This window comes from Hymenobacter arizonensis, assembly GCF_900115775.1.
In the GTDB taxonomy this organism is placed as follows: domain Bacteria; phylum Bacteroidota; class Bacteroidia; order Cytophagales; family Hymenobacteraceae; genus Hymenobacter; species Hymenobacter arizonensis.
The window spans coordinates 1,346,564-1,363,636 of the sequence record NZ_FOXS01000001.1; the positions used below are offsets into that span (position 1 = coordinate 1,346,564).

The 17,073-nt window shown below is 60.4% G+C and carries 13 protein-coding genes; 9 read left to right on the forward strand and 4 right to left on the reverse strand.

Annotated features, from left to right (window positions below; all coding sequences use genetic code 11):
• The first annotated feature begins 137 nt into the window (after positions 1-137).
• The 3 genes from BMZ66_RS05655 (at position 138) to BMZ66_RS05665 (ending at position 3,628) form a co-directional block, all read left to right on the forward strand.
• Positions 138-1,517 carry an MBL fold metallo-hydrolase gene (locus BMZ66_RS05655; RefSeq protein WP_092669836.1) on the forward strand — a complete coding sequence of 460 codons (1,380 nt, stop codon included), beginning with the start codon at positions 138-140 and terminating at the stop codon, positions 1,515-1,517.
• Between the two features lie 133 nt (positions 1,518-1,650).
• Positions 1,651-2,235, forward strand: a complete 585-nt coding sequence (locus tag BMZ66_RS05660; protein ID WP_092669838.1) for a hypothetical protein — start codon at positions 1,651-1,653, stop codon at positions 2,233-2,235.
• Positions 2,236-2,368: 133 nt separating this feature from the next.
• On the forward strand, positions 2,369-3,628 hold the full coding sequence (locus BMZ66_RS05665) for an exonuclease SbcCD subunit D C-terminal domain-containing protein (protein WP_092669840.1): 1,260 nt from the start codon (positions 2,369-2,371) through the stop codon (positions 3,626-3,628).
• Between the two features lie 165 nt (positions 3,629-3,793).
• On the opposite strand, the gene BMZ66_RS05670 is transcribed toward BMZ66_RS05665, so the two are convergent.
• The gene (locus tag BMZ66_RS05670; RefSeq protein ID WP_092669842.1) at positions 3,794-4,723 is read right to left on the reverse strand and encodes an alpha/beta fold hydrolase; all 930 of its coding nucleotides are present in this window, start codon (positions 4,721-4,723) and stop codon (positions 3,794-3,796) included.
• Between the two features lie 214 nt (positions 4,724-4,937).
• Between BMZ66_RS05670 and BMZ66_RS05675 the strand changes: the two genes are divergently transcribed.
• On the forward strand, positions 4,938-8,654 hold the full coding sequence (locus tag BMZ66_RS05675; RefSeq protein ID WP_092669844.1) for an AAA family ATPase: 3,717 nt from the start codon (positions 4,938-4,940) through the stop codon (positions 8,652-8,654).
• A gap of 7 nt (positions 8,655-8,661) precedes the next feature.
• On the opposite strand, the gene BMZ66_RS05680 is transcribed toward BMZ66_RS05675, so the two are convergent.
• Positions 8,662-8,874, reverse strand: a complete 213-nt coding sequence (locus BMZ66_RS05680; protein ID WP_234794982.1) for a helix-hairpin-helix domain-containing protein — start codon at positions 8,872-8,874, stop codon at positions 8,662-8,664.
• Positions 8,875-9,158: 284 nt separating this feature from the next.
• Here BMZ66_RS05680 and BMZ66_RS05685 point away from each other — a divergent pair, with 284 nt between their 5' ends.
• The 5 genes from BMZ66_RS05685 (at position 9,159) to BMZ66_RS05705 (ending at position 13,992) form a co-directional block, all read left to right on the forward strand.
• On the forward strand, positions 9,159-9,611 hold the full coding sequence (locus BMZ66_RS05685; RefSeq protein ID WP_092669848.1) for a hypothetical protein: 453 nt from the start codon (positions 9,159-9,161) through the stop codon (positions 9,609-9,611).
• Between the two features lie 131 nt (positions 9,612-9,742).
• Complete coding sequence (gene trxA, locus BMZ66_RS05690) at positions 9,743-10,057, forward strand: thioredoxin (protein ID WP_092669850.1); 315 nt, start codon at positions 9,743-9,745, stop codon at positions 10,055-10,057.
• A gap of 111 nt (positions 10,058-10,168) precedes the next feature.
• The gene (locus BMZ66_RS05695) at positions 10,169-12,526 is read left to right on the forward strand and encodes a TonB-dependent receptor (protein WP_092669852.1); all 2,358 of its coding nucleotides are present in this window, start codon (positions 10,169-10,171) and stop codon (positions 12,524-12,526) included.
• A gap of 85 nt (positions 12,527-12,611) precedes the next feature.
• On the forward strand, positions 12,612-13,475 hold the full coding sequence (locus BMZ66_RS05700; protein WP_092669854.1) for a DUF4249 domain-containing protein: 864 nt from the start codon (positions 12,612-12,614) through the stop codon (positions 13,473-13,475).
• A gap of 82 nt (positions 13,476-13,557) precedes the next feature.
• Entirely contained in the window at positions 13,558-13,992 is a 435-nt protein-coding gene (locus BMZ66_RS05705; protein WP_092669856.1) for a lipocalin family protein, read from the forward strand.
• A 192-nt stretch (positions 13,993-14,184) separates the two neighbouring features.
• On the opposite strand, the gene BMZ66_RS05710 is transcribed toward BMZ66_RS05705, so the two are convergent.
• Both BMZ66_RS05710 and sppA read right to left on the reverse strand, forming a co-directional pair.
• A complete protein-coding gene (locus BMZ66_RS05710) occupies positions 14,185-15,006 on the reverse strand; it encodes a purine-nucleoside phosphorylase (protein ID WP_092669858.1) in 822 nt (273 codons plus the stop codon).
• A 120-nt stretch (positions 15,007-15,126) separates the two neighbouring features.
• Positions 15,127-16,896: a signal peptide peptidase SppA gene (sppA, locus tag BMZ66_RS05715; protein WP_092669860.1), complete on the reverse strand. Its 1,770-nt coding sequence runs from the start codon at positions 16,894-16,896 to the stop codon at positions 15,127-15,129.
• Positions 16,897-17,073: the final 177 nt, after the last annotated feature.

The following is a 17,073-nucleotide window of genomic DNA, read 5'->3' on the forward strand; positions in this document are numbered from 1 at the left end:
TTTCCAAAGCCTCAGCCCTACCGGCTGGGGCTTTTTTGTGTTTCGGGGTTAAGCTCAACCAAACCCTTCATTCGGCGGCTTGCTTATATTTGGCGTAGCCACCCGGCTCTAGATTTCGCCATTTACCCCCCTACCCCATGCCTCCCCTCCCCAGTAGCACGGCCTCGGCCGTGCAAATCCAACAGTTTTACGACAAGGGCCTGGCCCACGCCAGCTACGCCGTGCGCTGTGGCCGCCAGGTCGCCATCATCGACCCGGCCCGCGACCCGCAGCCCTACTACGATTTTGCCGACGAGCACGAGGCCGACATCATTGCGGTGATTGAAACCCACCCGCACGCCGATTTTGTGTCGTCGCACCTGGAAATTGCCGAAGAAACCGAGGCCGACATCTACTGCAGCAAGCTGGTAGGCGCCAAATACACCCACAAAACGTTCGACGACGGCGACCGCATCAAGATTGGCAATTTTGAGCTGCACGCCATCAACACCCCCGGCCACTCGCCCGACAGCATCAGCATTCTGCTCATGGACGACCTCGCCCAGAGCCGCGCCGTGTTCACCGGCGACACGCTGTTTGTGGGCGACGTGGGCCGCCCCGACCTGCGCGAGGACGAGGCCATTGGCGGGCACAAGCGCGAAGAGCTGGCTGCCGAACTCTACCGCAGCACCCGCAACAAGCTCATGACCCTGCCCGGCACCACGCGGGTGTATCCCGCCCACGGCCCCGGCTCGCTCTGCGGCAAAACCACCAGCACCGACCTCGACAGCACCATTGCCAAGGAGCTAAAAACCAACTACGCCCTGCAGCCCATGTCGCAGGAGGAGTTTATCAAAGTTCTTTTGGAAGACCAGCCCTTCGTGCCCAAGTACTTCGGCCACGACGTGAAGCTGAACAAGCAAGGCGCGCCCAGCTTCGAAAACAGCATCCGGGCTGTGCCGCACCCCAGCAGCGCCGCCGCGCTGGAGCCCGGTGTGCTCGTAATCGACACCCGCCCCGCCGCCAAGTTCCGCGCCGGCCACCTGCCCGGCGCCATCAACCTGCAGGACGGTGGCAAGTTCGAGACCTGGCTGGGCTCGGTAGTGGGCCCCACCGAGAAGTATTACCTGCTGGCCGACACGCAGATTGCACTGGATACCGTGGTGCGCAAAACCGCTAAAATCGGATACGAAGGCAACATCAAAGGCGCCCTGCTGGCGCCGCTGCAGCTGCCCGCCAGCTCTCCCGCCGTCGATGTAGAGGCAGTGCGCCAACACCCCGAAACCTTCACCATTGTGGACATCCGCAACCATGCCGAGGCCAAGGTGCCGGTGTTCGAAAATGCCCTGGTTATTCCGCTGCCCGAGCTGCGCGAACGGGCCCGGGAGATTCCAACCGACAAGCCCATCCTGGTGCATTGCGCCGGTGGCTACCGCTCGGCAGCGGGCGCCAGCATTGTGCAAAGCGCCCTGCCCGGCACGGAGGTTCTGGACTTAGGCGAGGCCATTACAGAGTTTCAGAAGCAGGCGGTGCATTAGTATTGGTAGCTAATTGTACGAATAGCGTCAGGCATCAATATGAGATTTCTGACGCTATTTTTTTGCAGACAATCTAAATTTCGCTGTCTATTTCCAGCATGTGCACCAAACACCTTTTTTCTTTTCGAGTGAAATGACCAAAGCATTGCTCGTCTTTTTTCTACTTGCTTTATGCAGTTGTGACCGAGGCCTTTCGCTGGCGGAAGAGAAGCACTATCAAACCAATCAGGCCAAAGCGAAAGAGGCCGTGTCGACATGGATTAGAAACAATGCCATTCACCCGGGCAGCTACGAACCGTTGGCATTCAGTGATTATTCGGAATCCTTCACAACTGTATCATACGGGCAAAAAGAAACCGGCAGCGAAACATATAAAATCAAGCACACACATTACATCCTAGGAAAAGACAGCGTCCAAAGTCATTTCAGCGGCTATTTCATCTTGCTTAGCGACTTTTCGGTAAATGTTATCGAGCAGAATGACACTAATTCATTGGGTGGTGAATTTCCTCCTCAAACCCAAATATGGTCCAGCAGATTTGGCAACGTTTTAAGCAAGAAAGACAGTCTGTACTATGCCAAAAAGCAAAAGGAGGTAACTCGCAACCTTATTACCGAACTTGAGCAGGGCCTGGAAAGTGGAAACCTTCACACCGAAGACCCGAAGGATGCCACTATTTTAAAGAATTTGCTTCAGCAGGTGCAGAAAAAGCCATAGTTGCAACTATAGTTAGTTAAGCAAACCATATTGCAAAATTCTTAAATTCAAATTCCCAGAAGCTTAAAATCAGGCTTGCCAGCACTTTTCTCCTTCCCCGCTGCTTGGGTATCTTCGTAATTATCTCTACCCTATGCGCGTCCTTCACACCGCCGACTGGCACCTCGGCCAACACTTCCTCACGGGCCAGGAACGCACCACTGAGCAACAGGCTTTCCTCGAGTGGCTGCTGCTGACGGTGAAAGCCCAGGGCATTGAGGTGCTCGTAATTGCCGGCGACATTTTCGACACCCAAACGCCGTCCTACACGGCACAGGAGCTGTATTATACCTTTTTGGTGAAGATGCAAGGCACCGGCTGCCGCGACATTGTGGTGGTGGGCGGCAACCATGACTCCCCCACCATGCTCAACGCCTCGCGGCAGTTGCTGCGGCAGCTGCGCATCCACGTGGTGGGCGGCGTACCCACCGACCCCACCGAGCAGGTGCTGCACCTCAACGCCGCCAATGGCCGGCCGGGGCTGGTGGTGTGTGCGGTTCCGTTTCTGCGCGACCGCGACATTCGGCTGGCCGTAGCCGGCGAAACCCTCGACGACCGCCAAATCCGGATTCGCCAAAGCATTGCCGGGCACTACGCCGCCCTGGCCAATTGCGCCGCCGTAATGCGCCAGCGCGAGCAGGACGTGCCTGTGCTCGCCACCGGCCACCTCTACGCCGCCGGCGGCGAAGCCCGCGAAGGCGCCGAGCGCGACGTGCACATCGGCGGCCTGGGTTTGGTGGGCGCCGAGCACTTCCCGACCGCGTTCGACTACGTGGCGCTGGGCCACCTGCACCGGCCCCAGGTAGTGGGCGGGCGGGCGCACATCCGCTACTCGGGCTCGCCGGTGCCCCTGTCGTTCACCGAGGCCAACGACAAGCAACAGGTGCTATTGCTGGAGTTTAAGGGTGCGGGCGCGCCCACCATCACGGCCCTGCCCGTGCCGGTAACGCGGCGCCTGCAGCGCTTCCACGGCACGCTGGAGGAGGTAGAAGCCGATATTCTGGCTTTCGATAACTCGGCTTTCCAGCTCGTGGCCTGGGCCGACGTACTGGTGCGCTCCGACGAAACACCCGCCGAAGTGCAGCGCCGCATTCAAGCCGTGCTGCAGCTGCAAAAGGCGCATGTAGTGGCCCCCCGCGGCGTGCGCCACCAGCGCGCCACCGAAGTGCCCGACCTGGCCGAAAACGCCATCCCGCTGGCCCTGCTGCACGAGTTGACCGTGGAAGAAGTATTTGGCCGCCGCGTGGCGGGCCTGCCGCCCGAGCGCGCGGCTACCCTCAAGGCCACGTTTGGCGAGCTGCGGCAACTACTGGCGGAAGCCGACCCGCAGGCTTGGGGCGAGGCTGGCGAATAGCTGGAGGACTTTATGGACTATTTATTAAATACTTAAGAGCCTATCCAAAAAATAAATCGCCTGTCATGCTGAGCCTGCGAAGCATCCTTTAACGTTCGAACGAATTGCTGGGAGGTGAGAGGATGCTTCGCAGGCTCAGCATGACAGACGTTATGCCAACCAGAACTAAGCAGCGCCAGCCGGTTTTCGCGTCAGCAGCCAGATTCCGCCAAGCACCAAGCCAGCTACTCCTGCGGCCATTGCTACCGGCGAAACCCGTTTTGTTGGGGCCGCAGCACCTGCATGGCGGGCAATATCAGCGTCGAGGAAGGACTGCCCGGAGGTGGCTGCCAATATCAACCGGGTAGTTTCGGCCGGTTGGTCCCACTGCGGAAAGTGGCCGCATTGCTCGAACCAATACAGGCTGGCGTCGGGGAATTTTTCAAGGGCCCGGGGTGCCTGACGCGGGAAGCACACCCGGTCTTGCCGGCCCCAGCCAATTACCAGCGGACTGGTGATAATGCCCTTTGGGACGCCTTGCTGTTCTTCCCCATAAGCCAGGTTCCACAGCAGCTCATCAAACGACGGGGAATGCGCGAAGCTGCGCATTTCGTCGAGGGCCACCGGCGCCGGCACCTGCCACGGGTGCGCCGAGAACTGGGCAAACAACAAGGTGCGGGTGCCCGCATTACCGGTGAGGAAGGGCATGGCGGGCTGCAGCGCCCGCACCAGCTTAGTAGACACGGCCACGCTGTGATAAAAAACAGGAATTTCCCAGCCTCTCCAGAAGCCGCCGGGGTTTAATGACACCACCGTGCCCAGCACTCCCCCACGCCGGGCCAGCTCCAGCACCAGCCGGGCGCCCATAGAGCTGCCCACCGCGTCGATGCCCAACAAGTTCTGCGCTGTCAAAAATGCCGTCACGGCATCGGCCAGGGTGCCAATTGTGACCGGCCCCGGGAGCGGCGGCGTGTTGCCGAAACCGGGCAGGTCTATGGCAATAACCTCCCGCTCCTTTACCAAGTCATCGAGAATGGTTTGCCAGGACCGCCAGCTACCGCCAATGCCATGCAGGAGCAACAAGGGCTTGCCGGCTCCGCGTCGTATATAATTCATAGGCGTGGGTTTTATTGAGTAAACAGCTTTATACGGCCATTGGCTGCAATACTATGTGCCTGCATGTTGGCCGGGGCGGCCTACTGGTCGGTTGTAGAGCAGTTCCCAGATTAGTGAACAGCGCGGGAACCCAAAGCGCCTTTGTTGCTTTTTTAGGCTGGCTTCCTCCCCTGCTGCCGTACCTTCGGGATGTATTGATGGGAAAAGTCTTCGCATGAAAATTATCAGCGTCCGCTTCGCTAACCTTAACTCGCTCCCCGGTCCGTTTCTGATTCGCTTCGACGCCACGCCCCTGGCGGATACGGGGCTGTTTGCCATCACCGGCCCCACGGGCGCGGGCAAAAGCACGTTGCTCGATGCCATTTCGGTGGGCCTCTACGGCCGGGTGCCGCGCCACGACCGCCAGGTGGGCGAAATGGTGAGCCGCCACGCCAAGGATGCTTTTTCGGAAGTAGAATTTGAAGTGCACGAAACCAACCCTGACACCGGCGTGGTGGACCGCGTGCGCTACCGCTCGCGCTGGGAGGTGAAGCGCAAAGTGCGCGGCGAAGACAAAGGCAGCCTCAACGCCGACGCCATGACCTTGGTAATGAGCCCCTCCAACGTGGCCGTAATCAGCGGCAAGGAGGCGGTGCCGAAGCGCGTGGGCGAGTTGTCGGGCCTTGACTTTGGCCAGTTCGAGCAGTCGGTGCTGCTAAGCCAGGGCAAGTTTGCGCGCTTCCTGCACGCACCCGAGAAAGAGCGCAGCGCCCTGTTGGAGAAAATGACCAACGTGGGCATCTACTCACGGCTGTCGGTGGCGGCGTTCGAGAAAGCCAAAGAAGAAGAGCTAAAAACCAAGCTGCTGCGCGCCAAGCTGGACGCTACCCGGCTACTGACGGAAGAAGAGCGCGCCGACCTGGAAGCCCAGCTCGATGTGCTGCACCAACAAGCCGAGCAACACTACGAAGAGCAGCAAGACTTAACCATCTGCCTGACCTGGCGCACCATTCTGGACCAGCTCGATAAGCAGCTGCGCGACACCGCCCGGGAACTAGAAAAGCTTGGTAGGGACGATGAAACCCTGCAACCCGACTTTGCGCGCCTCGATGGACACACCCGCGCAGCTGCCCTGGCCAAGCCTTTGGCGCTGGTAGCCGCCGCGCAGCAAGAGCTGGACCGCGATACCACCCAGCTGCGCGAGTTGGAGCAGTCGCTGCCCCTACTGGCCCAGGCCACCACAGCCGCCGAGGCCGCCCACGGCGTAGCCACAGCCGCACACGCCACCGCGCTGGTGGAGGAAAACCGCCTGCGGCCCGTGCTCAGCAAGGCCCAACAGCAGGATGCCGAGATTGCCGCGGCCGAACGCCAGCTTACCCAAAAACGGGAAGTTCACGCCCAAGTTCAGCATACAAATAAGGAAGCGGAAGCCGCCCTGAGCCAGGAAGCGGCAGATATTGAAGCCCTCCAGAACCATGATGACATACTCAAGCGCTGGCTCATTGACCACAGCGCGGAGATAGACTTGAAAGACCAGGTTCTGGAATTGAACCGCGAAATCATCGACCTGCAGGGTGCCCAAAAGGAAATTGCCACGCGGGAGGCCCGGCGCACCGAGTTGCGCAAAAGCCAAAGCGAAGCCGAGGCCGACCTGACCCGTCAGCGCGAGCTTGAAAAGGATGCCCTGGCCCGCCAGCAGGCCATCAAGGACGAAGGCCAGCCCTGCCGCACCGAGCGCGACGCCCTGCTGAACGGCACCACTGCTGCCGCCATGGCCCAGCGCGCCGACGAGCTTACTACCTATCAGCAAGGCCTGCAGCTGCTCCTACCCAAGGCAGAGGCAGTGCACGAACAGCAGGCCCGCGTTGAAGCGCTGACCGCTCAAATCGACCAGGAAGCCCCTGCCCTGGCGGCGGCGGAAACTACCGTTTCCCATCTCGAAACCCGCCGCACCGACGGGCAGCAGCTGCTGGAAAGCTATCGCCGCGAGCTGCGCGCCCAGCAAGCCCTGGCCGACCTCAACGCCCATCGCCAGCACCTGCAGCCCGGCCAGCCCTGCCCGCTTTGCGGCGCGCTGGAACACGCCTTCGCGGCCGACTTTGCGGCTGAGGCCGACGAGCAGGAGCAGCGTGTGGCCCGCCAGCAGCAGGTGCTCACCGCGCTAGATGAGGAGTTGCGCCGTGCCACTTCCACCTGCACCCGCCACCAAACTGAGCAGCGCCAGCGCCATCAGCTGCGGCAAGAAGCCGTAGCCACAGCCGAGACGGCCCGGCAGCAAGTGGCGACGCTGGCAGCTGCCCTGGTGCCAGCCCCCGCCCAACCCACCAACCCAGCTTCCATCCGTACCCTGCTGGCCGACGCCACCACGCAGCAAGCCACGGCCGCCGCTGACCGCCGCCGCCTGGCCGTGCTCGACGAGAAGCTGACGGAATTGCGCGACAAGTACACGCGAGCCGGAGAAGCCGCCGTTGCCGCCCAAAACGAGATTCCGCGCCTGCAGGAGCGGCAAAGCAGCATAGCGCTCCAGCTAACCCAGTTGGAAGAGGAACTGGTTGAGTGGAACGAGCAAGCCGCTATTTTCCAGCAAACCGTGCGGGACTTCCTGCGGCCTCACCAGCTCACACTGCCCGCCCGGCCGCCGTATGATGGCATTCTGGCCACCCTGCGCGAACGGGCCGATACGTATGAAGCCCAAGTAAAAGCCCTAGACCGACTCGGCAAAAACCTGCTGGAAAAGAAAAGCGCGCACAACGCCCGCGCCGAAGAGTTGGCCCGCAACAAGGCGCAACTCGTAGCCGCTGCGTCGGCACTCGAAGCCGAGCAGCAGGCCCTGGAGCAACAACAGGCGGCCCGGCAGGCTTGCTATGCCGGTGCCAACCCCAGCGCCGAAGCCGAACAACTGCGCCTGGCCACTCAGCAGCTAGCCGATGATGCGACCCGAGCCCAAAGCCAGCTTGCGCGCCAGCAGCAGGAACTCGCCATCAAGCAGAACGCCCACACCTCGCTGCAAACTCAGCTCACTCAGCATGCCACGGCCCACGCCAACCGCCAAACCGAGCTGCTCGCGGCCCTCGCCGAAGCCGGCATTGCCACCGCAGCCGAGGCCCAGGCCCTGCTCCTCCCCGCAGCCGAGGCCGAGCGCCTGCACCAGCGCCGCCAAGACCATCTCACTGCCCAGGCCGCCGCCACCCGCCGCCTCGCCGACCTCACCGCCGAGCTGAATCACCACGCCGAAGCCGGCCTTACCCCGCACACCGCCGCGGAGCTCACCACGCAGCTCAACACCCTTTCGGCCGCCGATGACATTCTGCAGCAGAAGCTGGGCGCCGTGGGCAACCAGCTGAAACAAGATGACGATGCCCGCCAGCAACAAGCCGACGGCCTGCGCGAGTTGCAGCAGCGCCAGCTGGAAGAGCAGCGCTGGCAGGACCTGAGCGAGCAAATCGGCTCGGCGCGGGGCGACAAGTTCAGCCAGTTTGCCCAGGGCCTGACCCTCACGCACCTGGCCCGGCTGGCCAACCTGCGCCTGCGCCAGCTCACCGGCCGCTACACCATCCTCAAAACGCCCCACCGCAATCTCGAGCTGCAAATCATCGACCACGACCAGGCCGACACGGTGCGGCCCATGGCCTCGCTCTCGGGCGGCGAAAGCTTCCTGGTGAGCCTGGCGCTGGCCCTGGGCTTGAGTGAGTTGGCTGGGCACAAAGCCCGTATCGAGTCGCTGTTTATCGACGAGGGCTTTGGCACGCTCGACCCCGAGGCACTGAACACAGCGCTTGATGCGCTCGAGCGCCTGCAGCATTCGGGCAAAATGATTGGCATCATCTCCCACGTTTCCGACCTCAAGGACCGCATCGGAACTCAGATTCGGGTGCGGCCCGGGGCGGGCGGTAACAGCACCGTGCACTTAGTGGGCATAATGGGCGACGAAACCAGCTGCGCCGTGCAGTAGCGCTCGTTTACTTCTTGCCGCGGCGGTTCACGATGCGCTCCACGCGCTGCCGCCGAATCCAGCGCAGGTAGGTTTGGAGTTCTTCGGCGTCACGCAGTGCTTCTACCGACGGGTAGCGCCTGGCTAGTTCGCGGTTGCTCAAAAAGCGGTGCACGCTGCTGTGGCAAGGTTGGCACAAGTCCACGGTGGGGCCGTGGCGGCCGCCCTCTTCGCGCGGCACCAAATGATGCCGGGAGGTAAACTGAACTTCCCGCTCGCACAAGCCGCATTGGGGTCCCGCAGGCGCAGGAATAGGAAGTGGTGGCCCTGCCAGGGACCGGGTGCGCCGCCGTGCCATAAGCTGAAGTGAGCAGACCTGAGGGAGGATTTAATTAAAATATAAACAACGCAAGGTCAAGGCAAGTTGCCATTTCATTCTCCACGCACTAACTTGGCCGGCATTGAGCTCAATTACATTGTTTTAATAACTCTTTATAGAACATCACATTTACCCTTTTCCACCCCATGATGACATCAGTACCCTCTTTTTATGCCCCCAAGCAACGCTCGCTAGCCGGTCGGGTTACGGGCGCCCTCGTGGCTCTGCTGCTGCTAAGCGCAGCCCCGAAAGCGCACGCTCAGACGTGGATGGTCAGCACCAACGCTCAAATTAAACTTGGCATCCTGGATAAATACGGGCAGCTTGGTCCTTATTCTGCCACCTTTATTGTGCACAGCGAGCGCACCGGGCAAGACTTTTATTTAGTAAAGGAGCTTGCTAAAGGCCAAACAGGCGTAGATGTCCTTTTCCCCACTGACCCTTCGGACCCCGACTACTTCAAGTCTGAAAAAGGCGAAGCAGCCGCAGCCACTCCCGGCCGCTACACCTGGGAGTGCCGGGTAAAAGGCGTGAAGGCCGTAGGTGGGCGTTTTGTATTTCCTGAAGTTGCTAATGACGTAACGGTTGTCAACCGCTAACTAAAATTTTCAGTACCAAACCCCTTAAAAGCCTGGCCGAACGCCAGGCTTTTTCGTTGAATAGGGCGCCGACTTCGGTTGCCTCATGGTGCCCCGGCAGCTTCCATTATTCATCTTCTACATTTAATACCGTGCCTCGCAAATCCTTTCCCGAACTCATCAACAGTCCCGGCATGCCCGTGCTCGTCGACTTTTATGCTACCTGGTGCGGCCCCTGCAAAACCATGGCGCCCATTCTGGAGCAAGTAGCGGCCCAGCACGGCGGCAAGCTCCGCGTCGTTAAAATTGATGTGGACCGCAACGCGGCCGTGGCGCAGCAGTACCGGGTGCAGAGCATTCCCACGCTCATCCTGTTCCACCAGGGCAAGCCGGTCTGGCGGCAGGCCGGGGTAGTGCCAGCCGCGCAGATTGCGCAGGCGCTCCAACCTTATATGAGCAAAGCATAACGGTGGCCGAGGCCTGAGCTAGTGAGCGAGCCGGCGCAGCCACACAAACTATCGGGCCGGGCCGGGCGTTGGGTTAAGCGTTACCTTTGCGCTTTAACTGCCTGTTACCGTATGCTTCCTAGTTCTGCCGCGCGTTACTTTTTATTGCTATTATTTATTGGACTTGGCTGGCCGCACTTGGCCTGGTCGCAGCAGGCTTCCCGGTTTACCATCAGCGGCACGGTGCGCGGGCCCCGCGGCGAAACCCTGCCGGGCGCTAGTGTGGCGGTGCCGGCACTGAACACGGGCACGGCCGCCGACTCGCTCGGGCGATTTTCGCTGGCATTGCCCGCGGGCCGGCATCAGCTAGCCGTGGCGTTTATTGGCTACCAGTCGCTTACCCGCGACATCAACCTGACCCGCGACCAGCGCCTGAGCTTTGCGCTGGAAGAGAGCAACAACGAGCTCGACGAAGTGGTGGTGGAAGGCACAGCCACGCTGCAGGAAAAGCTCAAAACGACTCAAATGGGCGTGGAGCGCCTTACCATTCGCGAGGCCAAGCTGCTGCCGGCTCTTTTTGGGGAAGTAGATATCCTGAAAACTTTGCAGTTGAAGCCGGGCATTCAAAGCGGTGGCGAAGGCACCAGCGGGCTGTTTGTGCGCGGGGGCTCGTCGGACCAGAACCTGGTGCTGCTCGACAACACCTTGGTTTATAATCCCACGCACTTGTTTGGCTTGTTCTCGGTATTCAACTCCGACGCCGTGCAAAGCGTCGACCTCTACAAATCGGGATTTCCGGCAGAGTTCGGCGGCCGGCTGTCCTCGGTGGTCGACGTGAAGCTGCGCGAAGGCGACCGGCAAAACTACGTGGCCACGGGCGGCGTGGGGCTGATATCGTCGCGCCTGACCTACGAAGGGCCCATCAACAAGGGCAAAGGCTCCTTTATCGTGTCGGGACGCCGCACGTATTTCGACGTTTTCACGCGTGCCATCAACGAGGCCAATAAGAACAAGGAAGACTACAGCCCCATTCCTGACTACTACTTCTACGACTTCAACGCCAAGGCCAACTACTCGCTGAGCGACAAAGACCATTTGTTTCTGACGGGTTATCTGGGGCGCGACACGTTTGGGTTCAACAGCGCGGGCGGCTTCAATTTCGACTTTAGCTGGGGCAATACCGTTGGCTCGCTGCGCTGGAACCACGTATTCTCACCGAAACTTTTCTCTAATACATCGGTCTCGGTTTCGGATTACAAGTACGACCTCACCAACAAGCTCGACCAGTTCAGCTTTGGCCTGGGCTCACGCATCACCGACTACAGCGCCCGCACCGACTTCGAATACACCCCCAACGACCGGCACGTGATGAAGGCCGGCGCCCAGCTCACCCAGCACAAGTTTGGCGTGGGCCGCCTGGACGCCAACTCCGGCGACGGCCGCATCAACTTCGGGTCCGACATCAATTACTTTGGCCTGGACGGCGCCCTCTACGCGTCCGATAACTACAAAGCGTCCGACAAGCTCCAACTGGAAGGCGGCCTGCGCCTCTCCGGCTTCCGCAGCGGCAGTAACCAGTACGGCGGCATCGAGCCCCGGGCCTCGGGACGCTACTCCATCAACGACCGCACCTCGCTGAAGGCCAGCTACGCCATGATGTACCAGTACGTGCACTTGGTCACGAACTCGGGCGCCTCGCTGCCGACCGACATCTGGTACCCGTCGCGCCTCTCGGTGAAGCCGCAGCGCTCGCAGCAGCTGAGCTCAGGTGCGAGCTTTTTGCTGGGCAAAGGCGACTACCTCCTCACCAACGAGGTGTACTACAAGTGGGGCCAAAACCAGGTTGACTTTCGCGACGGCGCCCAGCTTTTCGTAAACCCCGAACTGGACGCTGAATTCATCTTTGGCAAAAGCTGGAGCTACGGCAACGAGCTGTACCTGGAAAAGAAAACCGGCAAAACCACCGGCTGGATAGGCTACACGCTGGCCTGGAGCTGGCGCAATTTTCAGCCCCAGCGGGGCACCAACGGCATCAATAACGGCCGCGACTTCCACCCCAACTACGACCGCCGGCACAATCTGACGGTGGTGGTGCTGCACCAGCTCAACGCCCGCATCAACCTCACGGCCAGCTTTATCTACACTTCCGGCAACCTCACCACGCTGCCGCTGGGCCGCTTTGGCGTGCAGGATATTCCGGGCTCCAGCGTGGGCATCGACCCGCGCCCGGTGCCGATTTACCCCGACCGCAACTCCTACCGCCTCATTCCCTACCACCGCCTGGACCTCGGCGCGGTGTACAAAATCGGCACGCAACGCAACCAGGACCTGACCCTGAGCATTTACAACGCCTACAACCGGCGCAACGCCTACTTCGTGTTTTTTGATACCGTGCGCGACCGGCCCTCGGGCCGCACTACCGGCTTTCAGGCGCGGCAGGCGTCGCTGTTTCCCATCATTCCCTCGCTCACTTACAACTTCCGTTTTTAATCTGGTGTTCTCCTGATGCCACGAAACGAACAACGTGGACGGCCGCCGGAGCAGAGGTTTTTAACACATTGCATCTAATCGTTTTATGTCGCTATTAAGTAAGTGGATTGGGCTGTTGGGAGTTGCGAGCTTATGGCTTGGCCTGACGGGCTGTAATCTGGAACAAGACATCGACGTGGAGCTGCCCAGCTACTCGGCCGAGCTGGCGGTGGAGTGCTACCTGGAGGCGGGCAAGCGGCCCAGCCTGACGGTTACCACCACGGTGCCCTACCTGGGCGCAGTGGTGCCACAGCTCCCCAGCAACGTCACGGTGCGCCTCACCCTGCCCAATGGCACGGTGGTGCCCCTCGCTTTTCAGCCCAATTACCAAGCCCTTACGGACACGGTTTCCGGCATCAAGTTCTATACCCACATTGGGCGCGACACCCTGGTAGCCCGCGCCGGCGACGTATTTAAGCTGGAGGTGAGCGACACCCAAGGCCGGCGCGTGACGGGCACCACCACCATGCTGGCGCCCATTCCCATCGATTCGGTCGAGTACAAGTTCAACGACAAGAGCGGTTCGGAGCGGAAGGCTTACTTCCTCACCAGCTTTCTCGACCCCCCTACCCCGAACGACTGCTACCGCCTGCAGCTGCACCGCGGCGACCCGGCCAAGGGCGCCTTGCTCAAGCGCCCCGAAACCGATAACTCCTTCGAAGACCGGCTGCTCAACGGCCAGCGCTTTGTGCTGGGCACCAGCTACCGCTTCTCCAAAGGCGACACCGTGACGGCCACCCTGTACCACACCGATGCTGCGTTCTACCGCTTCCGGCAGTCGGTGCGCGATGCCCGCAACGCCAACGGCAACCCCTTTGCCCAGCCTTCGGCCATCTTCAGCAACGTGCAGGGGGGAGTCGGCATCTTCTCGGTGCTGAGCCCGACCCGTGCCACCCGAATTATTCGCTAGCGCCTGATTTATTTCGCTTTGCAACCTATTGCCCTGCCAATGACTCCGGCTGGTAGCCATTCCATTTATTATTTCTCGCCTTATGAATTTTTACCGATTACGCTTTTTCTTGATTCTGTTCCTTGCCTCGGGCCTGGCGCTCGGCAGCTGCCAGAAGAACGACGATGCCCAACCGCAAACCCAAGCGGTGGAGGCACAGCACCTCACCCACGGCAGCTGGCGCCTGGACCAGATTCTGCAAAATGGCCAAGTAACCAGCAACGGCTCCGGCATTAAGGACCGGTATTCTTTGAAGTTTCGGGACGATGGCACCTACCTGCAAATCATGCTGGGCACCACCACCACCTACAACGGCACCTGGATGCTCATGAGCAACAACACCGTGCTGCACATAACCGACCACAAAGGCGACGATAAGCAATATAAGCTCGTTGCTCTCACGGCTTCTTCCTTACGCTACAGCTTCACCAACAAAACCAATCAAACCGAAGAGCTGGTGTTTGCAGCGCAGCCGTAAGCACCCGTATGCTCCGGTCCGACCGCTCTAGGCGGTCCGACCGGCTAATGCTAGAACGCTAACGGTTAACGATATCCGGCCGGCCCGCCTCTTGGATAGTTATTGATATGCAAGCACCATATTTTAAAAAAGCCCGCTGCATACTGCAGTGGGCCTTTTTGGTATTGATTGCAGCAAGCTTTCCGATTACGTCTACAACCCGGCAACCACGGCCCGGATAAGAGCAGTGAGGCGAGGCTCAGCTTGGCCAGCGGCGGCAAAAATATCGGCCAGCACCACCGGCTTGAGGTGGCCAGGCGCGCACAAGTCAGTGATGACCGAGACGGCCAGCACGGGCAGGCCCAGGTGGCGGGCGGCAATCACCTCGGGCACCGTGCTCATGCCCACGGCATCGGCCCCAATGGTGCGCAGGTAGCGGTATTCGGCCGGGGTTTCCAGCATGGGACCGGGCACGCTCACGTACACGCCGCGGCGGGTGCTGGCAGTCTGGCCCAACTCCTGGGCTGCGGCTTCGGCGCGGGCCAGCAGGTCGGCGTCGTAGGGCGCAAACATGTCGGGGAAGCGCGGGCCCAACTCGTCGAGATTGGCCCCGATGAGCGGGTTGGTAGGCTGCAGGTTGATGTGGTCGTCAATCAGCATCAAATCGGCCAGATTAAAGTCGGGGTTGAGGCCACCGGCCGCGTTGCTCACCAGCAGCTGGCTGATGCCCAATAGCTTGAGCACGCGCACCGGCATCACCACCTGTTGCATGGTGTAGCCCTCGTAGTAGTGAAAACGGCCTTGCAGCACCGCTACCTTTTTGCCGCCCAGCCGGCCCAGCAGTAGCCGGCCGGCATGGCTTTCCACGGTAGAAAGCGGAAAGTGCGGAATATCGGCGTAGTTGATTTCGTACTCCACCTCCACCTCCTTGGCCAGCGCACCCAGCCCCGTGCCGAGAATGATGCCGGCCTGGGGCAGGAAACTATTGGATTGGGACTGGATGTAGGCGGTGGCTTCGTGGAGGTGGTCCAGCATTTGAATATGGTTGAAAACTTGTCATCCTGAGCGAAGCGAACGGCCTTGCCACGCTCGAACGACTGGTTCAAACAGGGCAAGGTCCTTCGCTCCGCTCAGGATGACAGATGATGGTTGAAGTTATTTAATCTCAAGCTCGTAAGGCAGCTTGGCCTGCACACCGCGCATGGTCATCAGCTGCTGATACTGCTGATAAACCGGGTAAAGCGGCCCAAGTTCGGCTTTCATGGCCTTGGCCTTCACCTCGGCGTTGTCGTCGTCGCCGCTAAACATGGAGAGCAGGTTTTCGAAGCCCGATTTGCGGCGCGGCAGGCGCTGCACGCGGTAGTCGTCGGTCTTGAGCTTGGCGCGCGAGGCTGCAATTCGGAGGGCATCGTTGTAGTCGCCGAGCACGTCGACCAAGCCGTTTTGCTTGGCTTCGAGGCCGCTCCAGACGCGGCCGGAGGCCAGCCGACGCAGGCGCTCGACGGGCATTTTGCGGCCCCGGGCAGCTTTGGTGGTGAAATCGGAGTAGATATTATCGACCTCACGCTGCAGGGTGCGCTTCTCAAACTCTGTCAGGCTGCGCGTAATGGTAGGCAGGTCGGAGAACTTGCCCGTTGTGACGCGGTCCACGGTAATGCCGAGCTTGTCGGCGAGCAGGGGCTGGATGTTGGGCAGCACGCCAAACACCCCAATGGAGCCCGTAATGCTGTTGGGGTGGGCCACAATGGTGTCGCAAGCCATGGCAATGTAGTAGCCGCCCGAAGCCGCCACGTCGGACATCGACGCGATGATGGGCTTCACCTTTTTAGTAAGCAGCACTTCGCGGTAGATGATGTCCGACGCCAGCGACGAGCCGCCCGGCGAGTTGATGCGCAGTACCACGGCCTTCACCTTGTCGTCGAGCCGGGCCTTGCGGATGGCCTCGGCAAATTTGGTGCTGCCGATGTTGTCATCCGAGCCATTGCCGGTCACGATGTCGCCCTCGGCGTAAATTACGGCAATGCGGTTGCCGCTGGTTTTGCCTTCGTTCTCATTGTCCTTGTTGTCGCTGTAGTCGCTCAGGCTTACCACGCTGGGCTTTTTGTCCTTAGCCACGCCCAGCTTGCGCCGCATGTAGTCCTGCACCTGGTCGAAATAGCCGAGCTTGGTAACCATGTTCAGGCGCAGGGCATCGGGCGCGTTGCGCACCAGCATCGAGTCGGAGATGACTTTGAGGCGTGCCGCCGGAATGCCACGGGCCGCCGCGACCTGCGAAATCATGTGCCCGTTGATGGAGTTCAGGAACGACACGGTCTGGTAGCGGGCCGAGTCGGAGAAGCTCTCGCGGAAAAACGGCTCGACGGCGCTCTTGAAAGAACCCACCCGGAAGATGTAGGGCTCGATGCCGGCCTTCTCGAACAGCCGCTTGTAGAACATCACCTCCGTGCTCAGGCCGTTGAACTCCAGCGTGCCCTGTGGGTGCAGGTAAATCTCATCGGCCACCGACGACAGGTAGAAGCTTTTCTCGGAGCAGATTTCGTGGTAGGCCACCACAAATTTGCCCGACTTCTTGAAGTTGAGCAGTTCGTCACGCACTTCTTCCAGCGAGGCCATGCCGCCCTGCACAATGTCGAGGTTGAGCAGAATGCCCTTGATGTCGTCATCGCCCTTGGCCCGGCGAATGGCCTCTTTCAGGCCCACCAAGCCCGTAGACGTGTTGCTGTTGAGGCTGAAGCGGCCATCGCGCCCGCGCTCAGTCAGGGGTTCGTTGAGCTTGAGCTCCAGCACCGAGTTGGCGGCGGTTTCCTTGCGCTCGCCGGCGCTCTTAGCAGCTCCGACGATGGCTGCCAGCAAGATGAAGCCCAGGAAGCTAAACGCTACCAGGCCCACGATGGTGGCGAGCACATATTTAAAAAATTGCCTCATAGGACCACAGATTTAACGGATTTTGACGGATTAAAACGGATTTTTTGTGGCTCGGCGCACACTTGGCTTTGCCAGCTGCCTGCCCACAATCAGCCGGCAAGTTACAAGCGGTTATATCGTTTAGTTTTACGATTCATTACATCTCTGCCAAACCCTGTACTCAACCACTAAAACCGG

What these genes read in the sequence shown, in the direction of transcription:
- BMZ66_RS05655 (WP_092669836.1), top strand. Translation starts at nt 138, where the DNA reads ATGCCTCCCCTCCCCAGTAGCACGGCCTCGGCCGTGCAAATCCAACAG.
- BMZ66_RS05660 (WP_092669838.1), top strand. Translation starts at nt 1,651, where the DNA reads ATGACCAAAGCATTGCTCGTCTTTTTTCTACTTGCTTTATGCAGTTGT.
- BMZ66_RS05665 (WP_092669840.1), top strand. Translation starts at nt 2,369, where the DNA reads ATGCGCGTCCTTCACACCGCCGACTGGCACCTCGGCCAACACTTCCTC.
- BMZ66_RS05670 (WP_092669842.1), bottom strand. Translation starts at nt 4,723, where the DNA reads ATGAATTATATACGACGCGGAGCCGGCAAGCCCTTGTTGCTCCTGCAT.
- BMZ66_RS05675 (WP_092669844.1), top strand. Translation starts at nt 4,938, where the DNA reads ATGAAAATTATCAGCGTCCGCTTCGCTAACCTTAACTCGCTCCCCGGT.
- BMZ66_RS05685 (WP_092669848.1), top strand. Translation starts at nt 9,159, where the DNA reads ATGATGACATCAGTACCCTCTTTTTATGCCCCCAAGCAACGCTCGCTA.
- BMZ66_RS05695 (WP_092669852.1), top strand. Translation starts at nt 10,169, where the DNA reads ATGCTTCCTAGTTCTGCCGCGCGTTACTTTTTATTGCTATTATTTATT.
- BMZ66_RS05700 (WP_092669854.1), top strand. Translation starts at nt 12,612, where the DNA reads ATGTCGCTATTAAGTAAGTGGATTGGGCTGTTGGGAGTTGCGAGCTTA.
- BMZ66_RS05705 (WP_092669856.1), top strand. Translation starts at nt 13,558, where the DNA reads ATGAATTTTTACCGATTACGCTTTTTCTTGATTCTGTTCCTTGCCTCG.
- BMZ66_RS05710 (WP_092669858.1), bottom strand. Translation starts at nt 15,006, where the DNA reads ATGCTGGACCACCTCCACGAAGCCACCGCCTACATCCAGTCCCAATCC.
- sppA (WP_092669860.1), bottom strand. Translation starts at nt 16,896, where the DNA reads ATGAGGCAATTTTTTAAATATGTGCTCGCCACCATCGTGGGCCTGGTA.